The organism is Arthrobacter sp. ISL-65 (assembly GCF_018613795.1).
GTDB lineage: Bacteria > Actinomycetota > Actinomycetes > Actinomycetales > Micrococcaceae > Arthrobacter.
This window is the reverse complement of the sequence record NZ_JAGGPN010000006.1, coordinates 43,121-67,796: the sequence shown is the minus strand read 5'-3', so window position 1 is coordinate 67,796 and position 24,676 is coordinate 43,121. Positions and strand designations below refer to the sequence as shown.

Here is a 24,676-nt window from a genome sequence, read left to right as displayed (position 1 = left end):
TGGATCCTCGGTTTCGCCCATTACAACGGCCTGTTACTCAAGATGCCCCGACGAGTGGTCTTCCCTGCGGGCCTGGTCCTCATGGTGCTTGGTCTGTTCTGGGCGGCCAACCATCTAGATGACAACGGATGGGACCTCAACAACATCCCCCTTGCCCAGGCCCTGTGGTCCCTGGGCTTCTGTGCGATGCTGCTCCGGATCTCGCCGTCATGGCAGGCACTGCCTCGACGGATTCGGTTTCTGGACAAGCCAATCGCCCTCGTTAACAACCGGGCCATCACGATCTATCTATGGCACAACCTGCTGCTGGTGATCACGGTGGTCGTTATCAACCGGCTTTACGAAGTCGACGCGCTGGCCACAGCGATACCTTGGATTCTCGACAGCGAATGGACTCAGTTCATCGCGGTCTGGGTACTCCTGGCCATTATGTTCCTAACCATAGGGTGGGTCGAAGACGTCGCCGCCCGGCGCTCTCCACAATTATGGCCAGCCGGCTCCCTTCACAGGCCGCCGGCCCATACCCGGAGCGTCGACAGTAGCCGGGGTGCCGAGGGAATCAGGACATGAGAGGTGGAACCTGTTGAAGCAGCACGCAACCCTCCTGGCCATCGCGGCCCTACTCTTGTCCGGCTGCACATCCCCGTCGGCGCAGGCAAAACCGACTCACCAACCGGTGGACCAACAGACGGTGAAACCAACCCCTCCGCACTCCCCGCGTTTGGCAGCCTCGGCCGATCAGTTGGCGGGCATCATTAGTGAAAACGAAAAAGCCTGGCGCGGCTACGAAGCGAACATCGACTCATGCAACAAAGCCGCAGAAGGTCTCACACCTGACAACTACATACAGGCCATGGGGTGCATTAAGAATGCCCAGGATGCTGCAAATCGGGCTAGGAGTGCCACCAGCGCGATCGTTGCGCTTGGGTCCCCGCCCCCAGAGCTCACGGCGCTGGTCACCGAGACACTCAATGCCCTCGCACCACTAAGCAAGTCCAACGCGGCAGCCTCCTGTCAGGACGCGACTAGCGACCCCTGCGCCAAAGCCGTGGATCAAATTGACGAGGCAGCGTCCACACTCGTTGAAGTGCTGGACGGGTGGGCGCCCTATATACAGACCAACTAATGCAGCAGCCGCGAAGCCTATTGAAACATTGCAATTGTTGGACGGCACCGGCCCGACCCCGCATTGCTGGCTAATCCGCTCGCCCCGGAATCGGCCTCTGACAGTTTTCCCAGCGGCCATGTCTGCCTCGCCGTTGCCCTGGCCTTCGCCCTGTACTACCTTGCCTGGAGAACCAGGTGGGAGAAATCAGCGCTGGGATTCGGCTTTGGCATGGTGGTCGTGGTGACCCTCTCACGGGTCTATATCGGCGTGCATTACCCCACTGATGTTTTGGCGTCGGTAATCGCCGCTTCCGCTGCCGTGCTGTTCTTCACGGGCCTATGGAACCGTTACGCGAGGGCTGTCATCGCCAGGATCACCGTGTTGGCCTGGTTCGGTCCCATTCCCGCTCGTGCCGGCAGGGACCCCGTTTAGCATCCTGACAGGCAGGTTTTACTGCAGCAGGGCAGGGTGCCGGCGACCACCCAGAACCAGCCAAGGGCGTTTCGTGGAAATGAACCGGGGCTCCGGGAGGCCGGCTCCAGGCTTGAAACAAAGTAGGTGAGTACACTGAGCTTTCCATGGCGGCGCTAATCTGCTTTTGGCCTCCAGGCGGTGGTCGAGATGGTGCCCGGAGCAGATCCACCAGCTGAAAGGGACTGCGTGATGGATTCTTTGCCGCTGACGATGCTGGTGCTGATCTTCGTGGTGGCGGCGGCCGTGATCTGGGTGGCCGGGATCCAGTTGTCCCGGCAGACCGATATTCTTGACGTCCGCCTTCACCTCGGATCCGTTCTCGGCGGGTTGATCCTGCTCGCGATCGCGACGAACCTGCCCGAAAATTGCGATCACTTTCAGTGCGGCCTCGTCCGGCAACCTGGGGGTGGCGGTAGGGAATATCCTGGGCGGCATCGCCATTCAGACGGTGGTTCTCGTCGTCCTGGACCTCTTGGGGACAAAGGGCAAAAAACCGCTCAGCTACCAGGCGGCGTCGCTTACCCTGGTGATCGAGGCTGTCACGGTCATCGGGGTGCTCGGCGTGGTGATCGCCGGAAGTCAGATGCCCGCGGGTCTGGTCGCGTTCCGGCTCACCCCTGCGACGGTACTGATCGCATTGATTTGGGTCCTTGGCCTGCTTCTCGTGCAACGGTCCCAGAGATCCCTCCCGTGGCACGGGCAGGGACACGCACCCGACAGCCAGGACAAACCTAAAGGCCACAGCAAGACAGAAAAGGCCGGCGCGGGCGAGTCTGCTGGGACCGGCAGGGCTTTGCTGATCTTCCTCATCGCGGCGGCGGTGACCCTCGGCGCCGGCGTGGTGCTTGAACGCAGCGGGGACGCCATAGCCGGGCACATCGGGCTCTCAGGCGTTCTCTTCGGGGCGACGTTCCTTGCCCTGGCGACAGCGTTGCCGAAATCTCCACCGGCCTGACATCAGTGAAACAAGGCGACTACAAGCTGGCGTTCAGTGATATTTTTGGCGGCAATGCCTTCCTCCCTGTCCTGTTCCTCGCGGCCGTCCTCATCTCCGGCCAACCCGTCCTGGCCCAGGCACATTCCACCGACATCTATCTCACCGCCCTCGCAATCCTTTTGACCCTGATCTACGCCCTTGGACTGATATTCCGCCCCGCCCGCAAAATCCTGGGGAATGGGCGTCGACTCTCTCATCGTCCTCGTTCTATATCTGATGGGCGTGGCGGGACTGTTCGCCGTCGCCTCTGCCGGATAGCGCCCAGGGGTGCCATCTTCCCGTCCTCCACATCTCTGTGCGGATGCGGCGCAACCGAAATAGTCCGCCAGCGCCCTGAGGCACCGAATGGGGCCAGGCCGCACGATTCAGAACGATGGGAGTGCGACAGCTGCCGGCCGCGGCGCCTTGACCACGAACCAGGTCGTGGCCGAGGAGGGAAACGGGACGGGAGAACCAGGGCTGACGAAGCAGCCGCTGCGGCACGGTGACGTAACAGGACTCGGGACTAGAAGGGGAGGGGCGCGCGGGGAACTCCGATGAGGGTCGCGTGCTCCCCGTCTGGCGTTTCAAGTTCCAGCTGGACGATGCGGCGCCTGTGTACGGCGGCGGTGACGTTGAACTCCGCCCCGCCAGCCCGAACAGTATCGCCTACCTGTAGATGCTGCAGTTGCGGTGGGGCGTCTTGTTGATCTTCGGCAACCATGGCGTGCGGTCCTGGTAGTGATGACGGGGGCGGTGCTAGTGCAGGTGGCCACTGTCATCGGTTCTCGTCGTGTCGGTGATGAACGGTCCCCCGGCCGCCTACGCGGCAGGGGGCCGCCGGGCGGGATGTTCCGTGCGCTGCTGCTGCATGTGCGCTATCAAGGCGCGGTGGCGCGTTCAGTGATACCGACCGCCCAATAGGCAGCATTAGCGTGTACCGGACCTCCCGTCCCGGTCTGTTAGGCGCCGATCTGGTGCTGGCCGCCCTTCGTCTCGATTTCAATCTTGCGCGGAGCTGCCTGCGCGGCCATCGGGATCCGGAGCGTCAGGACGCCGGCGTCGTAATCGGCTTTGACGTTCTCCGTCTCCAAGGCGTCTCCGAGGACCAGCTGCCGGCTGAAGACGCCGCGGGGCCGCTCGGACGCGATCAGCTCCGTGCCTTCACCGACCGGTGCCTTGCGTGCGGCGCGGACGGTCAGGACGTTCTGTTCCACGCCCAGGTCGATCGAATCGACCTCCACTCCGGGCAGATCGAACGCGACGACATAGTCATTTCCTTCCCGCCAGGCGTCCATCGGCATCGCTGCCGGACGGGCCACCTGCCCAGAACCTGCTCGGCGAGACGGTCGAGCTGGCGGAACGGATCGAGCATCAACATGACATGCCTCCTGGTCACCAATGACGGGGTCTATATCCGCTGACATAGATTTAAATAGCACCGGCCGCCGCGCGTGACAAGAGGTTTTCCGGTCCCGATGGCTCCTTCTTCGGGGAAGATCAGGGGCGTCTGGAGGCTGATTTTTGTGGGGCAGGCGGTGCCGGGGAGGAGGGGGCCTGCCCTCGCGCCAGCCGGAACTGCCTCATCCAGCGCCTGTGCCTTAATCGGAATCGAGGTCGCCTGGGCGGAGTTCGGACCGCTGGGATGCAGCGAGACGCCGAGCTCTGTTCTTCACCGCGATAACGGCCTTGTGCCGCGGCCGGTCGTTGCCGACGTCCCGGTATTGAGCCTCGGCTGCCATAATGCCTCCTTGGCCCAGCCCGCGGGGATGTCTGCCCGTTGGGGAGCACGGCCAGGCGGACACGGTGGGCCGGTGCAAGGGTTCCGCCGCGGGTATCTACACGGCGGCCCTGCAGCCTTGCCGCCAAGGTCTGCTCCGAGGTGATCTCCGCCTGCCTGGGGCGGTTAGCGATCCGTCTCTTGGTTGCTTCTATGTTCTGTCAAGGTTGCTGGCGTAATAGTTTCTTAGCCGGTGGCTGCCTGCCGTTAGAGTAACGCGTGTGGCTACTTCTTTGACTCCTGCTCAGGCTTGGCGGCGCCTTCGTGAAGGTAATGAACGGTTTGTCTCCGGGCAGTCGATCCATCCGAATCAGGATGCTTCCCGGCGGTCGTCCCTGGCCGAAGGGCAGAATCCCTTTGCGGTGATCTTCGGTTGTTCGGATTCGCGACTTGCTGCGGAGATCATTTTCGATTTGGGTCTTGGGGATGCCTTCGTGGTCCGTACGGCGGGGCAGGTCATCGACGATGCGGTTCTGGGGTCGCTTGAGTACAGCGTCAGTGAACTGAAGGTGCCTCTGATTGTGATTCTGGGCCATGACAGTTGTGGAGCGGTCAGAGCCACTAAGGACGCTGTGGAGGCGGGTGAAATGCCGTCCGGCTTTATTCGCGATCTTGTCGAGCGGATCACGCCGTCGGTTCTGACATCGCTGCGCAACGAAAGGCACGAGGTTAATGACATGGTCGTGGAACACGTCAAGCAGACCGCGCGTCGGCTGGCGGACACTTCGCACGTTATTTCGGAGGCTGTCGAGAAAGGACAGACTGCTGTCATCGGTCTTTCCTACAGCCTTGGAGAGGGCCGTGCGGAGCTTGTCTCCGGCATCGGAGAACTTTGACGCTGGGGTGATGCGGCACGGCCGGAACGCCCCGTCGTAATCTCGGATGGAGTCGGAAGGCTGTTCCTGGACCTCTTTCCAGGCTCACCGGTTGGGGTGGTCAGGTTTGCAGGAGTCCTTCTTCGCGTCCCGGGTAGGCCCGCCGGGACGCTGCTAAATGGAAATGCAGCTCAGCGCTTTCGGTTCCTCTACCTCTGCCAGCCCAGCCAGTTGACAGTTTCCCGGGTGATGGCGGCGGGTACCATATGGCCGCCTGGGAACTCTCGGTAGGTGACGTCGTAGCCGTCCCTTCTGAGGAGGGGCACCAACCGGCGGCTGGTGCGGTCAATCGGCAGGACAGTATCGCCGTCCCCGTGCGAAACGAAAAGGCGGGGCTTCCCGGTACGAGGTGCGGGAGGGACAAACCCTGGGGAAAATGCCATGACCCGGGAAAAGAGGTCGCCGTTTGCCAGGCCCAAACCCAGCGCGTAGGAAGCCCCGTCCGAGAAGCCGCCCACAGCGATACGGTTCGGGTCAACGAAGACCAGGTGGAAAATCCGCTCCAGTGCCTGGTTAATCACCTCGACATCGGGGCCGAAGACTCCACGGACGCCGTCCCAGGTTTTGCTTCGCGACGACGGTGCTGCCAGGACGATCTTGCGTGTTTCGGCAAAGGCGGACAGTAGCGCTAACCCTCCTGCTGCTTCACCCCCGGCGCCGTGGAGCAAAAGAATAAGCGGGGCCGGCTGTACACCCGGTATGCCCGCCGGCATATAGAGCAATGTGTCCCGTACAGATTCGAGGCCGAGAGCATGCTGTCCGGGAACAGGGGCCGAGGCCGGTTCCTTTCCGGGCTTGGCACTCATAGCAGCGGAATTCAGCGATGTTTCCCGCGGACGGTCCATATTTACTCCAGAACAGGCGGAGAGTGCAGCAGCCGCCGTGAGGGCTCCTGCACTGACCACGAAGCTTCGACGTGTGGTCACCTTTCTCCGGCACTCATTATGACGTCAGGGACGTTAAGCATAGGTCCTGGAGGTGGGCGGCGATGCCGCGTGCTGACGGAGCCCCGGTGTTCTGCGCCCGCTTGGGCTGGCAGCGAAGGCTAGTAGAAGGATATGAGTTCTACGAGTTCTCCTACACGGTCCTCGGGGTAGTTCCGGGCGATGTCTGCCTGGGTGAGGATACCGACCAGGTCATGGCCGTCGATGACTGGCAGCCGGCGGACCTGGTGCTCTCCCATGATCCTGATCGCTTCCTCGATCGAATCGTCGGCGCCGATGGTCGCCGGCTTGCCCTGGCCAAAGTCCCCGGCCGTGGCCGTGCGCGGTCACCGCCCTCGGCAAAGCATTTGATGACGATGTCGCGGTCGGTGATCATGCCCTTGAGCCTGTTGTCCTCTCCGCAAATGGGCAGTGCGCCGACGTCCAGCTCTTTCACTTTCCGGGCGGCGGCTTCGAGGGTTTCGTTTTCACCGATGCATTCAACGCCGCCGGTCATAATTTCACGTGCTGTCGTCATGGCGCTCTCCTGAACCTGAGTGGCTGGGGTTTTTGGACCGCGCCCGTGCCGCTGTCTTTGGTTGGCGATCCGGACGCATTCACGGTCACGCGTTAACGCTAAATATGCTCAGTGTTGGTCCAGAGCCTGCCCGGTCGGCGGCTGGGAAGAAAGAGTCCGCTCCCACGACAGCCGCCGGATGGGTAAAGTAGCTGGATGGAACACGCGTGGGCGCAGCACGTGCTCTCCGTAATCGAACGCGCCATTGACACTTTGGCAACCGGGCCCGAGCGCATCCAACAGCGACTCGCGGACGCCTACCAGTACAGCGGACTTGCGGAACAAGTCGCCCCCGATTCGGAACTGCCGCCCACGATTGTGGCCCTCCAACTTGATCTGCAGACAGCGATGGAGACGGTGCATGACGCCGAACGAGGCCAGGCAACCGCCAGCGCTTTACGCCTCAGTGATGACCAATGCATCGTCTTCGTCCGCAGAATCCTCGCGGCGGAGCGCGCGCTGCGCGAACTGTGCGCGCAGCACGAACAGCCCTGACTCGGCGACGAGGCCGCGGCCCAGAGCTCCGTCTGCCCACTTCCAAGCCGCAGCTGTCGCAGCTATCTCAGCAGACCGTTGGGGCCGATGCGAGGGATTTCAGGACTGTTCAGGCAGCTGCACAGGCTTTAAGCTTTTGCCTCACCTACCCCGAATTTAGGAGGCCCTTGTGCGCATCTCTGATCAGATGGACCGTGAGGCTCAGGCCCACCAAGCCCTTCTTACGCGCTTGGCGAAGGGCAGGGAGTGGGCGACACCCGGCATCGAGGCGGCGCTTCGCCGTGCTCTGAGCAGAATCGACACCGGTGTGGAAGCAGCGTCACCGCGCTTGCAGGCAAGCCTGCGGGCCATCGCAGACGAGCTCGCCGGGGGAGTGGAAGCAGCGACCCCACGCCTCCACGAGCGGATAGCGAAGCTTACCCCCGGGATGGAGACCCCGGAGCAGGAGACCCGATCCGGAAAGATAACCAGGAAGCTCTGGTGGTTCATAGCAGGCGGTACGGTGGGCATCGCGGGTGGGCTGGCGCTGTGGCGGGCAGCGCGCCCGGTTCCCGAACCCGAAGTTGCACCTGCAGAGGAAGCCGCCGGGGACCCCCCGCCGCGGGCGGAATCCTTCGTCTAAAACACTTGGGCTGCGGCCGCTCCTTATCCCTGGCCCTTGTGTGGAGGCTGCCCTCGCAAGTTAGACCTGAAGCAGGCTGGCTGAGCTGAAGGACGCTTTCAGAGCCTGACTGGCGGTGATAGTCCTGAAGGCAGCATCCAGACTGAGATGTTACGAGGGTGAGCTTCGGGGGTTATTGCGCGGTCCTGCGGCGGGCTTCCTGCTGATGCTGCTCCAGCTTTGCCTCGGCATCTCTTCGTCGCTGGAGGATGCCACGGGCCTGGGTGATCGTGGGGTGGCGGTGCTCGCGTTCCCAGGCGTGGTCGTTCGCTCCGGTGCGGGCAGCGGCTGCTCCGTTGTGGGGGCTGCTGTCTTCATTCATGGCGGGATCTCCTTTTACGGGACGGGAGCGTTATGGGATGGGAGCGCAGTGCAGAAAGGCGGGGTGGTCCCGGCTGCTGCTGCCTGTGATGCCGGTGTGGACAAAGCGTGCTGCGGGAGGGTCATTCTGGCAGTTCCATCTGGAAGCCGCAGACGCACCTGAGAACGCGGGTGGAGAGGTAGACGCCCAGGGCGTCCTGGGCTCCATCTTCGGTGGAGAGTGGTACAGAGAGCTTGCGCAGCTCTGAACCTGCCATTTTCATGGGCTGTCCGCAGTGCATGTAGTTGTTGCCGATTATGAGCACGTCTCCTGTCTGTTCCGGCCGGGCCAGGACCTGCGACAGATCGCCGACCTGGGCCGGGTGCTCATCGAAGGTGCCGCATCGGCTGCACGTGTAGGACACGAGCGTGACTTCGGGCGGCTGGTCCGGCAGATCGGTGACGGATCTGATGATGAGATGGCGGTCTGTGCCGCAGTTGCCGCACATCACCGGCAACACACGGTGCCCCCCGGTGCCGTCATCGCGGAAGTGAAAACCGAAAACCATGATCAGCCTGCGTGCGGGTAGTTGGTGAGTGTGTTGTCCGCTGCGGCGCGGACCTTCTCCGCCGGCCGTTATGCAGGCCAATGCGGCACATTCGCATCTGGTTCTGGAAGGAGGTGTCGGGCTCGGGCTTCATTCCCTGCAGGAAACGCCATCCGCTGGACAGGCCGTCGAGGCGGCCAGGCGAAAAGGGACTGCCGGCGTCCGGAGCAGGTGCGGTGGCGCAGGAAAGGAACAGCCGGAAATGTGAGGTAGCCATGGCAGGCTCTTTTCCTCAGGGTGCGTGGTGGGCCGCCATGCGGCTACAGCGGCTGTTCCCCGAGGGAGTGCACAATCCCTGGAGGGGTGGCGCCCGCGGAATGACTTCGACACCCGGGCTCCTTGTATTGAAGCTACCCCGCGCTGCCCCTGCCTGCATAGACCGCATTTTGAGAGGCAAGGCGGGTGATGACCCAGCGGTGCGGCCCCGGTGAGGATTCGTGGTTGCAGAGCGCAGCAGTCCGCCGTTGGGTGCCCATTTCTTGTCTATGCCAGTGGGCTTGGCGGCACTGCTCGCTTCCTCTCGGCCCTTCTCGACGGCTCCTCTCGGCCCTTCTCGACGGCGCCTCTCGGCTATCTCGACGGCGCCTGGCGGATGAACTCCGGACGCCGGGACCGGACGCTGCGGCGGTCCTGAGCTTTTTGCTGACCGCCGGAGACAGTTCCCGAGCGGCACTGCTCCACTCCTACTAAGGTGCTGGTGACTACTAAGGTCCTGGTGACCGTGTTCCGGCAGTGCTGGACAGGTGGAAGGGCAAAGCCGACAATGAGGTTGACGTCCGGATCCTCGTTTGGGGCGGGCACGGCCGGAACGGGAAGACCCAGTGCTGTGGAGGTCTTATGCGATGGACATGGTTGGGAGTGTTCGTGGCTCTTGACATCATTGGAAGCGCCTACATGCTGAGCCCGTCGGCCAGTGCTCTGAATGGCCGCGGAGCTCCTGTATCGGAAGTTTCCTCAGCCGTGCAGATGCAGCAGCCTTCTCCTACGGATGCCCCCACGGGCGTGACCCCGGCGCCGACCGGAACAGCAACACCCACCGAGTCGTCGCCTCCTGTGCCAGATGGCCCCGGCAACACTGGCACGCAGCAGCAATCCGATGGTGGCATTGCGCCGCTGTTAATCGCGGGCATTCTTCTTCTTGTTGTTCTGCTCGTCGCCTTGTATTTGTGGAGACGGCGGGGCAAAGTCCGAGACCTGTGACAACGCCGCTGTCTAGGGCGCGCCCATTTGATGTGGCCCTGGTGACGATGCCGGCCGGGCGTGGTACTCAGGAACCTGGGCCAGTCATCAGGGCCAGGCGGTTGTTTCCCGCCCCGCCTGCCCGGCGGGGCGGCGCGGGAAAGCCTCCGAACCGATCACGTGTTTTGGACGTGGTCCTTGGCGTCGCTGGCGCTGGTCTTGACGTCCGTTACGGCGGTCTGACCTTCCTCCTTTACCTGCTGGGCGGCATCGGCGGCGGTCGTCCTGACGTTTTCCATAGCCTCCTGAGCGGGTTCTTTCAGGCCTTGGGCTACGTCTTTGGCCGCGTCGGTGAGCTCGGTGGTGACGGGCTCTGCCGCGCTCATGAAGGCTTCGGCCGCTTCGCGTTCCTTCTGGCTCGGCGGGACCAGGGATGAGACGAGCAGTCCGGCGCCGAAGGCGATCAAACCGGCGGCCAGGGGATTGCCCTGGGTTTTCACGGCGGCCTGGCGCGGTGCATCCGCCACCGCGGAACCGGCGTCCTGCAGGGCTGATCCTACACTGCCGGTGGCGGACTGGACGTTGCTGGTGGCCTGATCGGCTGCTCCCATGACTTTCTCCTTCACGCCAAAGACAGCGTCCCGGACCTTGTCCTTGGCCTTGGTGGTCTTGCGGTGAACGATGTTCGAGGGTGTGACTTTGTCCGCGACCGCGTCCACGTCGGTGCCCAGGCGGGATCGGGTGGCTTCGATGTCGGCGCGAATGGCGTTCGGGTTTTCGCTGCTCATTTAGTGGCCTCCGTTGGGTTTGAGGGTGGGCGGGATTTCCTGGACGGTTTCGACGGTCTGGGGCATGCCCTTGACGGTCTTGAACTCCTTGCGGCCGATCGAAGCGAGGATGGCGGCGATGATGCCCCAAATCAGGGCGACGACGACGGCGGACCATCCCAGGCCCATCAGCTCGCCCAGGGCGTACCGGAGGGCAATGGAGAGGAACAGGAGCGCGAAGTGCCCGCTTACGCCGGCGCCGGCCAGCATTCCGCCGCCTTTGCCGGCGCGGGTGGCGGACTGTTTCGCTTCGGCCTTGGCCAGTTCCAGTTCCTGCCGCATCAGGGTGGACAGGTCCCGGGTGACATCCCCGAGGAGCTCCCCAAGGGAGTTAGTGTCCGCCTTCACATGTGCGGCGGTGGGAGGCGTCTCCGGTATCTCGCTGCTCACAGGGGACGACCTCCACCCTCGGCGTACGGGTCCTCAACGTCGCCCAGCGGAGCCCCGGAAGTCGGGCCTCCCGGGACGGTCGACGAAGCGGTGGCGGCCGCACCAGGCCGGGCCGTTGTAATTTCGTCGTAGAACGGCTCTTCGATTCCGGTGCTGACGGCGCTTCCCGTGACCGGAGCCTGAACGGGCTGCTGAGGGAGGGTGGTTCCTGTTGCCGTCGTAGTTTCCGGGGCTCCGGCCTGGGGGCTTCGGCCGAGGCGTCCCGCGAGCAGGCCTGCGCCTGCCGCGAGGAGAAGGAACGTGCCCGGACGCTGGCGTGCGAAGGACGTGACCTCATTCAGCAGCGTGCCCGGATCCCGGTTGCCCAGCCAGGAGGCAATGGATTCGGAACGTTCGGCGGCCTGGCGGATCAGGTCGGAGGCAACACCCTGTTGCTCCGGCGCGTCGGCCATGGAGCGCAACTGCGAGGAGATGGTGCGAATGCCCTCCGCAGCCTTCTGCTGCTGGGACCCCGCCTGGTCCGTCAGGTCAGACTTGGCCTGCTGAAGCAGGTCCTTCGCGTTGGTCTTGACTTCGGAGGCCACATTCGCGGCCTCGGCCTTGGCGGTACCCGCGACGTTCTGGGCTGCACCTGCTGCCTGCCCGGCGATGTTGGACGCCTCTTCCTTGGCCGCATCGGTCTTCGTGGAGGCTGCGCCCTGAGAGGGGGCGGTTCCGGATGTTCCTGCAGTGCTGTACGGGTCCGCGGGGTACGGGTCGGAGGTCTGCTGCCACTGATTTTCGCTCTCATCATTGCTCTCTTTCCTGTAACAGATAGCTGCTCGTGATGAACGAGCACGCGCCAATAGTAAGCCTGATTACCATCGGCTAGTAAGCACCCTCGCTAGACGCGCACGCGGTCCCTTCTGCCGCTTCCGCTTCAACTGGCCGGGGTCTGGGTACGTACACATTGAAACGGAAGCATAGGTCTCGGCCGCTCCCTGACCGACAGTTTCCTGCTCAGCCCGGCGGCCCCCGGAGTGGTCAGCACAGGCAGTTTAGGGGTTGCGGCCCGGGAGGAGGAACAGATGCAGACTGTCGAAGAGACCATCGAGGTGGATGTTCCTGTGCGCGAGGCGTATGAGCAGTGGTCGCAGTTTGAATTCTTCCCGCAGTTCATGTCCGGCGTGGAATCGGTGACACGGGTCAGTGGCAGGATCACGCACTGGGTTACAAACGTCGGCGGTGCGGAGCGGGAATTCGATGCAGAAATAGTAGAAGATCGCCCGGACGAACGGATCGCCTGGCGCAGCACGGACGGCGTTTCCCACGCGGGAACCGTGTCATTCATGCAACTGGGCCCCCGCACCACCCGTGTCTGGGTCCGGCTGGAATGGTCCCCGGAAAACCTGGCAGAGAAAACCGGGGCTGCCTTGGGATTCGACAACATGCAGGTCAGGGCAGACCTGCTCAGGTTTAAGGAATTCATCGAAACCCGTGGTACCGGCACGGACGCCTAATACCAGGAATCGTCGAACCGCCGCGCAAAATCAGTGGCAGCCACCTGCTCGGCCTTTGACGCAAGGCACATTTCACCACGATGCTGCGAACACGACGTGGTGCACCGTTATCAGATCAGGAAAGCCCTGCGCATCGTTGTGCCCGGAATCATGGTCTACTTGCGCCGTCGTCCGATGCACACGGCAAGGCGGACGCTTGCGCTGCGCGCCATCGATCATAGGGAGCCCTTCCCGGCATCCTGGGGGTTCACAACGGGCCCGCGACCGGTTGTAACAGCGAGGACGCCAGCGGTGAACGCAGCCGGTGTAAGCCGGGTCTCCAATGTCACCACGACCTTCAGTGAGGCCGTCAGCGGCGTCGCCGGTGGAACCTTGGCTCTAAGGAACGCGGCCACCGGGGCACTCGTCAGCGCTGCAGTGGGCTAAAACGCAACGACCCGGGTCGCAACGTTGAACCCAAACGTGACCCTGGCGGCGCGCACGAAGTACACGGCGGTGCTGTCCACCGGCATACGCGACGCCGCGGGCAACCCGCTCGTTGGAACCTCGTGGAGCTTCACCACCGGCCCCTAACGGAAGGAATCTGAGATGACGTCCCGCCCGGTGCCACCCCAGGGTGCCGGGCCGGACCCTTGTGGCAGCACACACCCGTGGGCAACCCGTACATGTACCCTCAAAGTCGATCCCGACGACGTCGAAGTCCACCCGCCCCAATCGGTACGGGGGAAGATCAGAACAGAACGGCGCACCTCGGTGGCTTGGGGAAGCGAAGCTGGCCTTTACATCAGCTGCCTGGCCATCTGGGCATACGTGGACACCTGTGCTGGGCGGCTCTGCGGCGTCATTGGCAGCAGCCGTCTGGTCCCGCCTGCGGGGACATCCGCACTGGGCTACGGCGTGCGTGGCAGCGCCTGCCATCATGGTCGGGGGCATCTCCCTGCTCATGCCGTATAACCTGGCGCGCCACCTCGTTGTCCTCGTCGCCCTTCCCGGCGCGTTGGCCGGAGTAATTGGCGGGCTGACAGACCGGGGATACCGCCGCACCCGCAGATGACACTTGCCACCGTCGCGTAGGAAAATTCGGCGTAAATTTGCAGGCTGATCAGGCTTTTCGTCTGCGGCTGACCGTACGATGAGCTCGTCTCATCACTCGAAATTTGGGGGAAACCTTGAGCAATCCGCAGTACCCGAACCAGCAGCCCTACCCTTCGCAGCAGCCGTATAAGCAGCAGCAGCAGCAGTCCTGGCAGGGCGAGCCGCCGCTGTGGGCACCGTACTATGGCGCCCCGTTCCCGGCGGCCGTGAAACGGTTCTTCAAGAAGTACGTCACCTTCTCTGGCCGGGCCAGCCGCAGCGAGTACTGGTGGTGGACGCTCGTGTCCGTCATCGTCAGCTTCATCCTGAACATCATCATCAGCGCCGGCAACGCCGCCACGTCGACTTCCAGTCTCAGCAGCACCCCGCAGCTGGGTCCGGGCGCGACTTTCGGGATGATCCTGCTCGTCATCTGGGGGCTGGCCACCATCGTCCCGTCCCTGGCGTTGACGGTGCGCCGCCTCCACGACAGCAACAAGAGCGGCTGGCTGATACTGCTTGGCCTGATCCCGTTCGCAGGTGCGATCATCCTGCTGGTCTTCGCTCTGCTGGGTCCTGATCCGGCCGGGCAGCGGTTCGACCAGCCCACTGCGCACTGACACCGCGATCTGATCGCACAGGAAGGCCCGCCGTTCACGAGACGGCGGGCTTTCTTGTGGTCGCGGTAGGACGGACAACGTGTTCCGCCTCAACTACAACATGGCTTCAAGCCCTCGCTTTAGAACGTCCGAGCGTCGAGGAGGCAATTACGGATCGCTGTAACAAACCCTGAGACGCGCAAGGGAAAGTCCGACGAGATCGACGCTGTCGCCGCCGCCCGGACAGCCCTGGCCTCCGCTGCGGGCACGCTGGCAGCCCCCAGGGCAGACGGGATCCGCTCGGCTTTGAGGGTGCTCCTTGTTGCCCGCAGGGCGATCGACACCCGCCGAACCGCGGACCGGAACATGCTCACCGCGCTGCTGCGCAGCTTTGACCTCGGCATTGACGCCAGGAAACCCCTGACGGATGCACAGGTGCGCAGCGTGGCCGCATGGCTGGCCCGTCGAGGCGAGGACACGGCCCTGCAGACGATCCGCGAGGAGGCCCGCAGGTTGGCAGCCGCGGTCCTCGAGCTCACGCGCCAGATGGAGGCCAACCACGCTGCCTTGGGCAAACACGTGGACGAACTCGCACCGGGACTGACTGACGCCCACGGCGTCGGTCCTGTCACCGCGCGTCCGCGCTTGTCGCCTACTCGCACAGGGGCAGAGTCCGTTCCGAGGCCGCATTCGCGGCTCTCGCCGGTGCCGCACCCTTGCAGGCATCAAGCGGGAACACGATCCGCCACCGGCTCAACCGCGGCGGTGACCGCCAGCTCAACAGCGCGCTCGAGGTCATCGCCCGCGTCCGCATGTCCAACCACCCCGAGACCCGGGCCTACGTCGAGCGTCGGCTCGCCGAGGGCATATCGAAAAGAGAGATCCGTCGCTGTCTCAAACGCTGTGAGGATTGGGCTGGCAGACACCAGATGCGGGAATCTGTCATCCAATGAGAAGCGGGACCGAACGCCGATAACCTGCGTTTCGTAAGGTTGCCAGTCATGACCGTTCCGAAGGGGCACCTGCCCGTATTCGTGTGCCAGGATCAACCCCGAACCTGTCGGGGCTGCCCGAACTGCGTCCGGACGCCGGGGGAGTACAGCACTGAGTCAGGCGGGCCGTGGACCGTGATCCCGGCGGCACAGACCAGTGCGTCTTCCACTGCGGCTGCCGCAGCGCAATACAGCGGCCAGGGCCGGTGGGCAATGGGCAGGTAAAACACCTGCCGCCCCACACGGGTATGGAGTCCGAATCGCGCTGTGAGCCAGACTGACAATCGGTCCAGGGCCGGGTGGTCCATGTCCGGATAGGCGCCGAACGAGGACGTCCCCTGCCCGCGGAAGCGCACCACTTCGTATCCATATCCCCGGGAGGTGCCACGCATCGTCCTGGGGCGGCAGCGGGACCACACGTACGGCACCCCGGCGGCACGGGCGGCCAGCACGAACGCGAGCCTGTCGGCGTCTAATGAGAGGAACACCACGCCGTGCCGCCCCGCAGCGTCACGGGAATACAGCCGGACATTGACCTCGGTGAACGTTCCGGCATAGGGAAGACTTAGGCGGGACCCCAGGCAGGTGCCCGTAACCCGGAAACCGATCAAGCCGACCCACGTCGTACCGGCATACACGTCAGGCTCGACACCCCTAGGCATGTAAGGGAGCGCTACTGCCGCGGGAATCCTCCAATGAAGGAATACCACATCAGCCCATGACTGATGCACCGACAACGGGAGGTATCGGGTGTCTCCGCTCAGGGACCCTTCCCGGGGGTCAGTGTCCGTGCCCCATCTCACTCCCCAAAGCATGCTGGGACTGGCCCATGTGCGCATGCACTCAGCATGCGTGTCCCCGCCGCTGGCGGCAAGAGCAGAAGCCGATCCAGACGGTGTCATCGCGTGTCCTGCTCGCGATCGCCCCGCCTAGGAGGAAGAAATGCTTGGGCCGGAAGCGGTTCAGGCCCCGCGTCCTCGCCCGAGAGCCGCCGTCCCAACGCGGATCGATGGAGTGGGGTGCAATCAGCGTCTCGTTGGCGATGTCGTAGAGGGGACCGTTGACCGAGCGGCGGGTGCCCCGCCGACCACGGGGACGCGGCGCTGGTACACGGGTCGAAGATGATCGCCCCGAACATATGTGTCTGGACGCGCAGGGGGTGTTGACGTGGCGGGTAGAAGTGGGTGCCTGCCGCCCCGCGGTCGGGTTACCAGGTTCGCCCACATAAGACCCACTTGGGATGGCGCTCGAACCGACAGGCTCGCAATCAGATGCGGAACTCTCTTGTCTAAAGACGACCGGAACCAACGCCGATAATGGCGATTCCGTAAAGCTGCAGGCCGTCTAGCTGCGGTGCTATCTTCGGCGGCACAGACCGCGGAGGCTGTCAGGGTGAAGTGTACTTCGACTTGATGTGTCGATCCCCGGGAGGCCGGCTCTGCAGCAGGCGGGTCAGCGGGTCGGTGAGTGCCAGTTCTGCGGGGAAGGGTTCTATCGGAAGGCATGTCGCCCAGTGGCGTACTAAAGAGCAAGCATTGATTACAGTGTGGATAACTGTGGTCAATCGGTCTCAGGTGCTGTGCAAAAGAAGCAATCATCTTCGCACAGATCCTGAGTTTTCTCCGAACCGCCTGCTTCGGGCAATACAGCGTTTGTCACCGCTACTGCGGCATCTGTCGTCATGGGAACGTCTTTCGGGATACGCCCGGAATGAAGGCCCGGTGCGGTTATGGGGTCGGAGTCGTACCGGTCAAGTGTGTACTGCAACGGGTCCTCCACGTTGCGAGGAGAAGGACCCGTTGCAGGGTTTATTAGGCCAAGGCTTGCCCTTGTAAGCGTTATTTAGCGTAGGGGTCTGCGAGGCCGATGTATTGGGTGGTGGTGTATTCGGCAATGCCTTCGGTGCCGCCTTCGCGGCCCAGGCCGGATTGTTTGACGCCGCCGAAGGGTGCGGCTGCGTTGGAGATGACGCCAGCGTTGAACCCGACCATGCCGAACTCGATCTCTTCGGCCACCCGCAGGAGGCGGTTGAAGTCGCGGCTGTAGAGGTACGACGCGAGGCCGTATTCTGAGGCGTTGGCCAGCTTGATCGCGTCCTCTTCGGTGGCGAAGGTGGTGACGGGAGCGACGGGCCCGAAGATCTCCTGACCCAGGATCGCCGCGTCGTTGGGCACATCCGCGAGGACCGTCGGCTGATAGAAGTAGCCGGGTCCGTCACCCGGTGCACCACCGGTCAAAGCGACAGCTCCGGCGTCGACGGCGGCGCTCACCAAAGCGTGGACATCATCACGGGCTCCTGCGTCGATGAGTGGGCCGACCTGCGTTGAGGGTTCCGTGCCGCGGCCGGTGTTCAATGCGCCCATGGCGGCGGCGAACTTCCGGGTGAACTCCTGCGCAACCGATTCGTGGACGAGGAACCGGTTGGCTGCGGTGCAGGCTTCGCCCATGTTCCGCATCTTGGCGGCCATGGCCCCTTCGACGGCGGCGTCGAGGTCGGCGTCCTCGAACACAATGAAGGGTGCGTTCCCGCCGAGCTCCATCGAGGTGCGCAGCACGTTCTGCGCCGCGTCGGCCATCAGGCGTTTGCCGACGGGGGTGGATCCGGTGAAGGAGACTTTCCGCAGCCGTGAGTCCTTGAGCAGCGGCCCGGAAATTCCGGAAGCGGAGGAGGATGAGACGACGTTGAGCACACCGGCGGGCAGGCCGGCCTCCATCATGGTCTGGGCGAACAGTTGCGAGGTGAGCGGGGTAAGTTTGGCGGGTTTCAGGACCATGGTGCACCCGGCCGCGATGGCGGGGGCTACCTTGCGGGTAGCCATGGCCAGCGGGAAGTTCCACGGCGTGATCAGCAGGCAAGGTCCGACGGGCTTGTGCTGAACCAGGATCTTGTTCTTGCCCTCGGGACTGGTGAGGTAGCGGCCGTAATCCCGGACGGCTTCCTCGGAGAACCAGCGCAGGAATTCGGCCCCGTAACTGACTTCGCCGCGGGCTTCGGCCAGGGGCTTGCCCATCTCCAGGGTCATCAGCAGGGCGAAGTCCTCGGCCCGCTCGGTCACCAGGTCGAAGGCGCGGCGGAGGATCTCTGCGCGCACCCGCGGTGCGGTCCGCGCCCAGGACGCTTGGGCGGCGTCGGCCGCGTCCAACGCAGCGACGGCGTCAGCGCTCGTCGCGGAAGCTAGGGTGGCGAGGACTTTCCCGGTGGCGGGGTCGTGCACGTCGAAGGTGCCGCCGTCGGCCGCGTCAACCCACTCGCCATTGATGAGCAGGCCTGTGGGCACGGAGGCCAGAAGGGTGGACTCGCGCTCCGGCGAGATGGCAGGGGTAGTCATGGTGCTCCTCGGTAATTATGGTTGCGTGGCCAGGGGCTTCGGCGAGCCCAACCATCGAGTGGTGTCTTTAGTAGGCCTTGACGCGTTGCTCGACCACAAGGTGGATGAGCGCGAAGACGTGGTCTTCATCGATTGCCCTGAGTGCGGCTTCGATGGCGGCGGGGATGTCGGTGTCCTGTTCCGCTTTGATGCCGAAGCCGCCAAATGCTTGGGCCGTGAGTGCGAACTCGGGGTTTTTCAGTTGCGTCCCGGAAACCCGTTCGGGGTAGTGGCGTTCCTGGTGGGTGCGAATGGTGCCGTATTCCTGGTTGTCCATCACGATCACCAGGGGAGTGGCGCCGTATTGGGCGGCGGTGGCGAGCTCTTGGCCGTTCATGAGGAACTCACCGTCGCCGGCGATGGTCACGATGCGCCGGCCCGGGTATTCCAGGGATGCTGCGATGGCCGAGGGGACGGAGTAGCCCATGGAGCCGTTGCGGGCGCTGATCATTGAGGCGTAGCGCTGGGTGGGGAAGTACCGATGTGCCCAGTTCGTGTGTTCACCGGCACCAAGGGTGATCATGGCGTCGGCGGGCAAGGTGGGCACGAGGTTGGCCATCAGGGTATCCATCCGGGCCGGGCCTGATGTTGGGGTCGCCGGAGGCAGGGTGGCGAAGGATTCCTGCTCGCCGCGCATCCGTGCCGCCCAGGCCTTCCATTCATCCTTGACCGGAAGTTCGATCTTGGCGAGGTCGCGGATGAACACGTCCGGTTTGGCGACGATCTGGTACGAGACCGGGCCTGACCTGCCGCGCAGGGAGGGGTCGATGGTGACGAGGAAGTTTTTCTTTGTCCAGTCCTGGCGGCAGAGGAATCCGTCGGTGATGACATCGCCCGGGACGGTGCCGACAAAGATGAGCAGGTCCGTTTCTTCAAGTAAGTCGTAGGTCGGGCGGGGACGGCCGTAGCCGATGGGGCCGACGTAGGAGGGGGAGTCAAAGGGGACTGTGCCTTGGGTGCGCCACTCGGCCGCCGCTGGGATGTGGTGCTTTTCCAGCCAGTGCGTGAGCTGGTCGGCGCCTTCCTGGGTCCAGTCGTTGCCGCCGGTGACGAAGAGCGGTTTGTTGGACGCAGCCAGTGCCGTGGCGAGGGCTTCTGAATCGACCGTGGTCATTCCGCCGGTGGCGACCGGGATCGGTGGGTGGAGTTCGGCGGGGATCTGTTGCCGGATGATGTCTTCGGGTAGGCCGATAACGACGGGTCCGGGCCTGCCGTTCATGGCTGCGAACAGGGCTTCGGCGACGATTTCGGAGGCTCGCTCAGCGTGGTCCAAGACCATTACGCGTTTGGCGCCGGTGTCGAACCAGGCTTTGATGTCGAATTCCTGGAAGGCTTCGCGGTCCCTGTGCGCGAAGGGAATCAGGCCTACAAACAGCACCATCGGGGTCGAGTCCTGCCACGCGGTATGAAGACCAACATGGGCGTTCGCAGCGCCCGGGCCGCGGGTAACCATGGCGATGCCGGGCAGCTGGTTCATTTTGCCGTCTGCTTCAGCCATATAGGTGGCGCCGCCTTCGTGCCGGCACACAATCGTTTCGATGGGGGAGTCGTGGAGGCCGTCCAGGACGTCCAGGAAGCTCTCGCCAGGAACCACGTGGGCCCGTTTGATCCCGTGCGCAACCAGAGTGTCCACGATGACGTGCCCGGCCGATTTGCTGGACTGGTTTTCTTTTTTTGCTGTGGTCTCGGTGTAATCGCTCATCGTCGACGTCATTGGCTTGTGACCTTCATGGTTTGTTTGATCATGTTGTCTGTACTTGCTTATTGCTTCTTTGCCTGCATATGCCCAGCTGCGCGTGGCAATTTGGCCAGAAGAGAGCCGTTATGCCCCTGCCTTGGAGTAACCGGGTTGTGCGCACTGGCGGGCCCGGAGGCTCGCCGATCGTGTGGTGAATATGGCAGGCAAAGAGTCACTCGTTTGTGCGGTCCAGGGCTTGGAGCATGATTTGGGCGAGGTGCACTCCGTCGGCGGAGGTTCCTTGCGCGATTTGGGTCCTGCAGGAGAATCCGTCTGCGAGAACGATGGTGTCGTCCGCAGCGTTTCGGATGGCCGGGAACAGTTCCCGCTCACCGAGAGTTTGGGAGATGTCATAATGGCCTGGTTCGAAGCCCCAGTTGCCTGCCAACCCGCAGCAGCCTCCCCCGATGACGGTGGTGTTGACGCCGAGTTTTTCCATGACGCTGAGTTCTGGTTCGTATCCAAGGGCTGACTTTTGATGGCAATGCACTTGGCACAGCGCTTCGGCGGGACTCCCCGCATCGCTGGATAGTTTCCCAAATGGCCAGGGTTTGCCGTCTTGGAGGTGCTGGGCGGCAAACGACCCGAGGGTCTGAGTGAGTTGGGAAACGAGTGCAGCGCGGTCGTCATCCGGCAGCAGTTCAGTAATTTCCTCTTGCAGCATGACGGTGCATGATGGCTCTAGGCCGATCACAGGGTATCCGGCACGCAGCAGCGGTTCCATGACATCGAGGGTGTCTTGCAGGACCTTTTTGGTCATGTCCAACTGCCCTGTGGAGTGCCATGTAAGACCGCAGCAGACATTGCCCATTGGCATGAGGACGCGGTATCCCATTGCTTCCAGGACGTCGACGGCTGCTTTCCCTGGCGCGTCGGCTGAGAAGTTAGTGAAGGTGTCCGGCCAGATGACTACGGATTCACGGGTGTCGTCGACTTCTGCTGACGATGAGCGCCGGCGGCGGAACCATGCCGTTAGCGGTTGAGGCGCGAAGGTAATCATTCGCCGCTTCGTCTCGATACCGCCCAGTCGTTTGGTCAGCTCTTCGATGGGGCGGAAGGACTCGAGGAGGTTGATGAGGCGGAAGGCGAAAGGGATCCGTTCGGTGATGCGCATGAGGTAAGGCATCCAGCCCATGGTGAACTGGGCCATGGGCCGCCGGTTTTTTCCGATGAAGGAAAGCAGTCCGTGGCGGTAGTGGTGATGAAGGAATTCGGCTTTGTAGGTGGCCATGTCGACGTTGACGGGGCATTCTGTGGCGCAGGCCTTGCAGGAAAGGCACAGGTCCAGGGCTTCGAGGGTTTCCTTCGATTTCCATCCGTCGGTGATGCTTTCGCCCCTGAGCATCTCCGCGAGTGACCGGGCGCGGCCCCGGGTTGAGTGGACTTCGTCTTTGGTTGCCTGGAAGGACGGGCACATGGCCCCGACATCAGAGCGGCACGCACCAACACCAACACAACGGTTCACAGCGTTGGCGAAGGAACCTTCGTCCCGGGTAAAGGCGTGGACAGGGGTCAGTTCGAAGGTGCGGGCTCCCGGGCCGGGGCGGATCCCCTGGTCAACAGGTTCCGGGTCTACCAGGACACCAGGGTTGAAAAAGCCTTCCGGGTCGAAGACGTTCTTGAACTCGCTAAATGAGGTCAGGGCTTCCGGTGAGTAGATGGTTGCCAGCAGTTCGGAGCGGGCCCGGCCGTCACCGTGCTCGCCGGAAACAGAGCCTCCGTACCGATGGACGAGCCTGGCGGCTTTTTCGACGAAGTCCCGGTAGGCGGCGACCCCGGCGTCGCTGGTGAAGTCGAAGGAGATACGGATGTGGACGCATCCTTCGCCGAAGTGGCCGAAGGGGATGCCGGACAGGTCGCTCTCGTCCAGCAGGTCGTAGAGGTCACGCAGGTACTCGCCGAAACGGTGGGGCGGGACGGCTGAGTCTTCCCAGCCAGGCCATGCTTCCCCGCCTTCGGGCAGGCGGGTGACGATGCCGGCGCCTGCTTCGCGGATGTTCCAGAGGGCTTTGGCGAGGGGACCTTCAGGCACGACGATGGAGTCGACGACCTTTTCCGAGATCAGGCCCGGCAGTTCAAGGGCACGCGTTTCGGCCTCCTGAAGCGTGTCGGCTCCGACTTCGCAGTAGAGCCAGCCTCCGCCTTTGGGTAGTTCTGATCCTGCCGTTTCCCTGCCCGGCCTGGTTTGAAGGGCCTGGATGAGGTCTGCTCCCATGCCTTCAATGGTGTAAACGTGCGGGACGCGAAGCTTGGGGGCCGCGGCCGCGGCGGCGAAGACGTCTTCGAACCCGAGGACTGCCAAGGCGGTGTGTGCGGGCTTGCGGACAAGTTTTACGGTGAGCTCTGTGATGATGCCACAGGTGCCCTCCGTTCCGGCGAAAGCCTTGGCAGTATCGAAGCCGTGCTCGCTCAGCAGGTAGTGCAGACCGTAACCGGAAACCTGGCGGGGGAACTGGCCAAGCTCGGTGCGAAGCATCGCCAGATGCTGGTCGCGCAACGCGGTGAGTGCACGGGTGATTCTCGGCTCTGAGGTGAAGCCCTGGCCGAGTTCGATTTCGCTTCCGTCGCCCAGCATGACCTTGACGGCCACGAGGTTGTCAGCGCTGGTGCCCCAGGCCACGGAGTGGGATCCGCAGGCGTTGTTGGCAACCATCCCTCCGATGGTGCAGCGGGAGTGGGTGGACGGGTCCGGCCCGTAGGTCAGGCCGAATTCGGAGGCAGCGTCCCGCAGTTGGTCGCACACTACGCCCGGTTCGATCACGGCGGTCATGGTTTCCGGGTCGATGGATTTAATCCGGTTGAAGTGCCTGGAGGTGTCGATGACCAGGCCCTCACCGATGGCGTTGCCGGCGACGGAGGTTCCTCCGCCGCGGGAGACGACCGACCAGCCGCGACTCTGCGCTAAGGCCAGCGCTTCCCGGACTTCCTCAACGTTGCGCGGTTCGACGACTGCTGCTGGGACCCTGCGGTAGATGGACGCGTCGGAGACGTAGGCGGCGCGAGTGGTGAGGTCGTCTCGGATGTCGATCATGGTTCCCGTCTTAGTGTGCTTCTGTGCCGGCTTCGAAGCCGGTTGGCCCCGCTGCAGGGGACGGCCGGTGACCTTCGTGCGCCAGGCAGTGTGTTCCAGGGCTGACCGACGGCTGAAGATAAGGGCTGCTGAATGAATAAGGGAGGGTGATGGTTCCTGCCGGCCTCGCAGGGCCGGCAGGAACCATGTCATGTCAGGCGGAAGTGATCCGTGTAGGTGCCGCGCTGGTTGCGAAGGCCTGGTCGAAGAATTCCTGAAGCCGGTCGCACATCGTGAGGAATTCCGGGTGGTCGCCGTACATGAAGTCGTTGTGCCGACCCTTCACCGTGTAGAGCGTCTTCGGGGATTCTGCCGCTTCATACAGCGAGGCCGCTTCCTCGAATGGGTGCAGCGTGTTGTTTTCGCCGTGGGCGATGAACAGCGGGGTCGGGGACAGGTACTTGACCGCCCGCTCCACCTTGGTGTCGATGATCGACTCGGTGAACTGCAGGCGGGTGGGGTGCCCGAATCCGTACACCTGTTCGAGCTCTTTGCCGACGTAGTCCTTGGTCGCCGGGTCCAGCGGGTAGTGCTCGAAGGTGTCGGCGAGCTTGGACTCGCCTTCAAGAACCCGGCGGGTGCGGTCTTCCCGGACCTCGTCGAGGATTTTGGTCCACTCATCGTAGGTGTGGATGGACTTCAGCCAACGCTCCCCGTCGTAGAAGCCGTTCAGCGCCGCAACTCCGGCAACGTTCTTGGCCTTTTCCCCGGCCAGAACGACGTTCGTCGCACCCATACCCCAGCCGATAAGGCCGATGCGGGAGTTGTCGACATCGTCCTGGGCCTGCATGAAGGTGATGGCGTTGCGGATGTCTTCGACCTGCTGTTCGATCAGCACCGTGCCTTTGGGGCCCTCGCTGTCGGCCATGCCGCGGTAGTCAAAGCCAAGGCAGATGTATCCGCGCTGGGTCAGGTTCTCGGCGAACAACTTCGGGTAGAAGTTGTTGAAGCCCTGGTATCCGGAGTTCACGATGAGCGCCGGGTGGGGACCGGCCTCGGAGAGGTCGTCCGGGTAGTAGATGGTCGCCTGAAGACGGCTGCCTTCGCTGAAAAATGTTGTCTTTTTCTCAATCATGGTTTTCCTCGTTCGTGCGTTTTGAATGAAGTTGGTTGCCGCCGGTGAACCGGGGGGACGGGCCGGGGCGGGTATTGGTGGAATTTGA

22 protein-coding genes and 5 pseudogenes are annotated in these 24,676 nt (G+C 63.3%); 13 read left to right on the top strand and 14 right to left on the bottom strand.

Going from position 1 to position 24,676, the window contains the following annotated elements; translation table 11 throughout:
• The 5 genes and pseudogenes from J7I85_RS02705 to J7I85_RS25875 form a co-directional block, all read left to right on the top strand.
• Positions 1–570, top strand: a pseudogene (locus J7I85_RS02705) (hypothetical protein); the annotation flags it as partial.
• Positions 571–853: 283 nt separating this feature from the next.
• Positions 854–1,126, top strand: coding sequence for a hypothetical protein (locus J7I85_RS02700; RefSeq protein WP_214846243.1), 273 nt, complete (start codon positions 854–856; stop codon positions 1,124–1,126).
• A gap of 27 nt (positions 1,127–1,153) precedes the next feature.
• Positions 1,154–1,540, top strand: a complete 387-nt coding sequence (locus J7I85_RS02695; protein ID WP_214846265.1) for a phosphatase PAP2 family protein — start codon at positions 1,154–1,156, stop codon at positions 1,538–1,540.
• A 448-nt stretch (positions 1,541–1,988) separates the two neighbouring features.
• The gene (locus J7I85_RS24820; protein ID WP_251023847.1) at positions 1,989–2,537 is read left to right on the top strand and encodes a hypothetical protein; all 549 of its coding nucleotides are present in this window, start codon (positions 1,989–1,991) and stop codon (positions 2,535–2,537) included.
• Between the two features lie 5 nt (positions 2,538–2,542).
• A complete protein-coding gene (locus J7I85_RS25875; protein WP_374102423.1) occupies positions 2,543–3,067 on the top strand; it encodes a hypothetical protein in 525 nt (174 codons plus the stop codon).
• A 453-nt stretch (positions 3,068–3,520) separates the two neighbouring features.
• Here the strand turns inward: J7I85_RS25875 and J7I85_RS02685 are convergent.
• Together J7I85_RS02685 and J7I85_RS02680 are read right to left on the bottom strand one after the other, a co-directional pair.
• Positions 3,521–3,939, bottom strand: a pseudogene (locus J7I85_RS02685) (Hsp20/alpha crystallin family protein).
• 220 nt (positions 3,940–4,159) lie between these two features.
• A complete protein-coding gene (locus J7I85_RS02680; RefSeq protein WP_214846241.1) occupies positions 4,160–4,300 on the bottom strand; it encodes a hypothetical protein in 141 nt (46 codons plus the stop codon).
• 259 nt (positions 4,301–4,559) lie between these two features.
• Between J7I85_RS02680 and J7I85_RS02675 the strand changes: the two genes are divergently transcribed.
• A complete protein-coding gene (locus tag J7I85_RS02675) occupies positions 4,560–5,174 on the top strand; it encodes a carbonic anhydrase (protein ID WP_214846239.1) in 615 nt (204 codons plus the stop codon).
• Between the two features lie 188 nt (positions 5,175–5,362).
• On the opposite strand, the gene J7I85_RS02670 is transcribed toward J7I85_RS02675, so the two are convergent.
• Together J7I85_RS02670 and J7I85_RS02665 are read right to left on the bottom strand one after the other, a co-directional pair.
• Positions 5,363–5,926: an alpha/beta hydrolase gene (locus J7I85_RS02670; protein ID WP_214846237.1), complete on the bottom strand. Its 564-nt coding sequence runs from the start codon at positions 5,924–5,926 to the stop codon at positions 5,363–5,365.
• A gap of 332 nt (positions 5,927–6,258) precedes the next feature.
• Positions 6,259–6,674: pseudogene (locus J7I85_RS02665) on the bottom strand (CBS domain-containing protein).
• Positions 6,675–6,869: 195 nt separating this feature from the next.
• Here J7I85_RS02665 and J7I85_RS02660 point away from each other — a divergent pair.
• Both J7I85_RS02660 and J7I85_RS02655 read left to right on the top strand, forming a co-directional pair.
• Positions 6,870–7,208 carry a hypothetical protein gene (locus J7I85_RS02660; RefSeq protein ID WP_214846235.1) on the top strand — a complete coding sequence of 113 codons (339 nt, stop codon included), beginning with the start codon at positions 6,870–6,872 and terminating at the stop codon, positions 7,206–7,208.
• 169 nt (positions 7,209–7,377) lie between these two features.
• The gene (locus J7I85_RS02655) at positions 7,378–7,830 is read left to right on the top strand and encodes a hypothetical protein (protein ID WP_214846228.1); all 453 of its coding nucleotides are present in this window, start codon (positions 7,378–7,380) and stop codon (positions 7,828–7,830) included.
• A 172-nt stretch (positions 7,831–8,002) separates the two neighbouring features.
• Here J7I85_RS02655 and J7I85_RS02650 read toward each other — a convergent pair whose 3' ends face one another.
• From J7I85_RS02650 to J7I85_RS02630, 5 genes are all read right to left on the bottom strand, one after another.
• Positions 8,003–8,191 (bottom strand): hypothetical protein, encoded by a 189-nt coding sequence (locus tag J7I85_RS02650; RefSeq protein WP_214846226.1) that lies wholly within the window; start codon positions 8,189–8,191, stop codon positions 8,003–8,005.
• A gap of 121 nt (positions 8,192–8,312) precedes the next feature.
• Complete coding sequence (locus J7I85_RS02645) at positions 8,313–8,738, bottom strand: hypothetical protein (RefSeq protein WP_214846224.1); 426 nt, start codon at positions 8,736–8,738, stop codon at positions 8,313–8,315.
• A gap of 1,394 nt (positions 8,739–10,132) precedes the next feature.
• The gene (locus tag J7I85_RS02640; protein ID WP_214846222.1) at positions 10,133–10,744 is read right to left on the bottom strand and encodes a DUF3618 domain-containing protein; all 612 of its coding nucleotides are present in this window, start codon (positions 10,742–10,744) and stop codon (positions 10,133–10,135) included.
• On the bottom strand, positions 10,745–11,173 hold the full coding sequence (locus J7I85_RS02635; RefSeq protein WP_214846220.1) for a phage holin family protein: 429 nt from the start codon (positions 11,171–11,173) through the stop codon (positions 10,745–10,747).
• Positions 11,170–12,018, bottom strand: a complete 849-nt coding sequence (locus tag J7I85_RS02630) for a hypothetical protein (protein WP_251023845.1) — start codon at positions 12,016–12,018, stop codon at positions 11,170–11,172. Before J7I85_RS02630 ends, J7I85_RS02635 begins: the two co-directional genes overlap by 4 nt.
• Positions 12,019–12,240: 222 nt before the next feature.
• Here J7I85_RS02630 and J7I85_RS02625 point away from each other — a divergent pair, with 222 nt between their 5' ends.
• The 5 genes and pseudogenes from J7I85_RS02625 to J7I85_RS02610 all read left to right on the top strand — a co-directional run.
• The gene (locus J7I85_RS02625) at positions 12,241–12,672 is read left to right on the top strand and encodes an SRPBCC family protein (RefSeq protein ID WP_214846218.1); all 432 of its coding nucleotides are present in this window, start codon (positions 12,241–12,243) and stop codon (positions 12,670–12,672) included.
• Between the two features lie 291 nt (positions 12,673–12,963).
• The gene (locus J7I85_RS25475; protein WP_285289520.1) at positions 12,964–13,098 is read left to right on the top strand and encodes a hypothetical protein; all 135 of its coding nucleotides are present in this window, start codon (positions 12,964–12,966) and stop codon (positions 13,096–13,098) included.
• A gap of 18 nt (positions 13,099–13,116) precedes the next feature.
• Positions 13,117–13,245: pseudogene (locus J7I85_RS02620) on the top strand (Ig-like domain-containing protein); the annotation flags it as partial.
• Positions 13,246–13,841: 596 nt separating this feature from the next.
• On the top strand, positions 13,842–14,366 hold the full coding sequence (locus J7I85_RS02615) for a DUF805 domain-containing protein (RefSeq protein ID WP_214846209.1): 525 nt from the start codon (positions 13,842–13,844) through the stop codon (positions 14,364–14,366).
• A gap of 674 nt (positions 14,367–15,040) precedes the next feature.
• Positions 15,041–15,298, top strand: a pseudogene (locus J7I85_RS02610) (transposase); the annotation flags it as partial.
• 92 nt (positions 15,299–15,390) lie between these two features.
• On the opposite strand, the gene J7I85_RS02605 reads toward J7I85_RS02610, so the two are convergent.
• From J7I85_RS02605 to J7I85_RS02585, 5 genes are all read right to left on the bottom strand, one after another.
• Complete coding sequence (locus tag J7I85_RS02605; protein ID WP_308159371.1) at positions 15,391–16,068, bottom strand: DUF2071 domain-containing protein; 678 nt, start codon at positions 16,066–16,068, stop codon at positions 15,391–15,393.
• Positions 16,069–17,175: 1,107 nt separating this feature from the next.
• Positions 17,176–18,666, bottom strand: a complete 1,491-nt coding sequence (locus J7I85_RS02600; protein WP_214846207.1) for an NAD-dependent succinate-semialdehyde dehydrogenase — start codon at positions 18,664–18,666, stop codon at positions 17,176–17,178.
• A 67-nt stretch (positions 18,667–18,733) separates the two neighbouring features.
• The gene (locus tag J7I85_RS02595; protein ID WP_251023844.1) at positions 18,734–20,407 is read right to left on the bottom strand and encodes a thiamine pyrophosphate-dependent enzyme; all 1,674 of its coding nucleotides are present in this window, start codon (positions 20,405–20,407) and stop codon (positions 18,734–18,736) included.
• 208 nt (positions 20,408–20,615) lie between these two features.
• A complete protein-coding gene (locus tag J7I85_RS02590) occupies positions 20,616–23,474 on the bottom strand; it encodes an FAD-binding and (Fe-S)-binding domain-containing protein (protein WP_214846203.1) in 2,859 nt (952 codons plus the stop codon).
• A 193-nt stretch (positions 23,475–23,667) separates the two neighbouring features.
• Positions 23,668–24,588: an alpha/beta hydrolase gene (locus J7I85_RS02585; protein WP_214846201.1), complete on the bottom strand. Its 921-nt coding sequence runs from the start codon at positions 24,586–24,588 to the stop codon at positions 23,668–23,670.
• Between the last annotated feature and the right edge of the window lie 88 nt (positions 24,589–24,676).

Bases quoted from the DNA above. Each gene is read 5' to 3' on its own strand.
- J7I85_RS02700 (WP_214846243.1), top strand. From the start codon at position 854: ATGGGGTGCATTAAGAATGCCCAGGATGCTGCAAATCGGGCTAGGAGT.
- J7I85_RS02680 (WP_214846241.1), bottom strand. From the start codon at position 4,300: ATGGCAGCCGAGGCTCAATACCGGGACGTCGGCAACGACCGGCCGCGG.
- J7I85_RS02670 (WP_214846237.1), bottom strand. From the start codon at position 5,926: ATGCCGGCGGGCATACCGGGTGTACAGCCGGCCCCGCTTATTCTTTTG.
- J7I85_RS02660 (WP_214846235.1), top strand. From the start codon at position 6,870: ATGGAACACGCGTGGGCGCAGCACGTGCTCTCCGTAATCGAACGCGCC.
- J7I85_RS02650 (WP_214846226.1), bottom strand. From the start codon at position 8,191: ATGAATGAAGACAGCAGCCCCCACAACGGAGCAGCCGCTGCCCGCACC.
- J7I85_RS02645 (WP_214846224.1), bottom strand. From the start codon at position 8,738: ATGGTTTTCGGTTTTCACTTCCGCGATGACGGCACCGGGGGGCACCGT.
- J7I85_RS02640 (WP_214846222.1), bottom strand. From the start codon at position 10,744: ATGAGCAGCGAAAACCCGAACGCCATTCGCGCCGACATCGAAGCCACC.
- J7I85_RS02625 (WP_214846218.1), top strand. From the start codon at position 12,241: ATGCAGACTGTCGAAGAGACCATCGAGGTGGATGTTCCTGTGCGCGAG.
- J7I85_RS02600 (WP_214846207.1), bottom strand. From the start codon at position 18,666: ATGACTACCCCTGCCATCTCGCCGGAGCGCGAGTCCACCCTTCTGGCC.
- J7I85_RS02595 (WP_251023844.1), bottom strand. From the start codon at position 20,407: ATGAGCGATTACACCGAGACCACAGCAAAAAAAGAAAACCAGTCCAGC.
- J7I85_RS02590 (WP_214846203.1), bottom strand. From the start codon at position 23,474: ATGATCGACATCCGAGACGACCTCACCACTCGCGCCGCCTACGTCTCC.
- J7I85_RS02585 (WP_214846201.1), bottom strand. From the start codon at position 24,588: ATGATTGAGAAAAAGACAACATTTTTCAGCGAAGGCAGCCGTCTTCAG.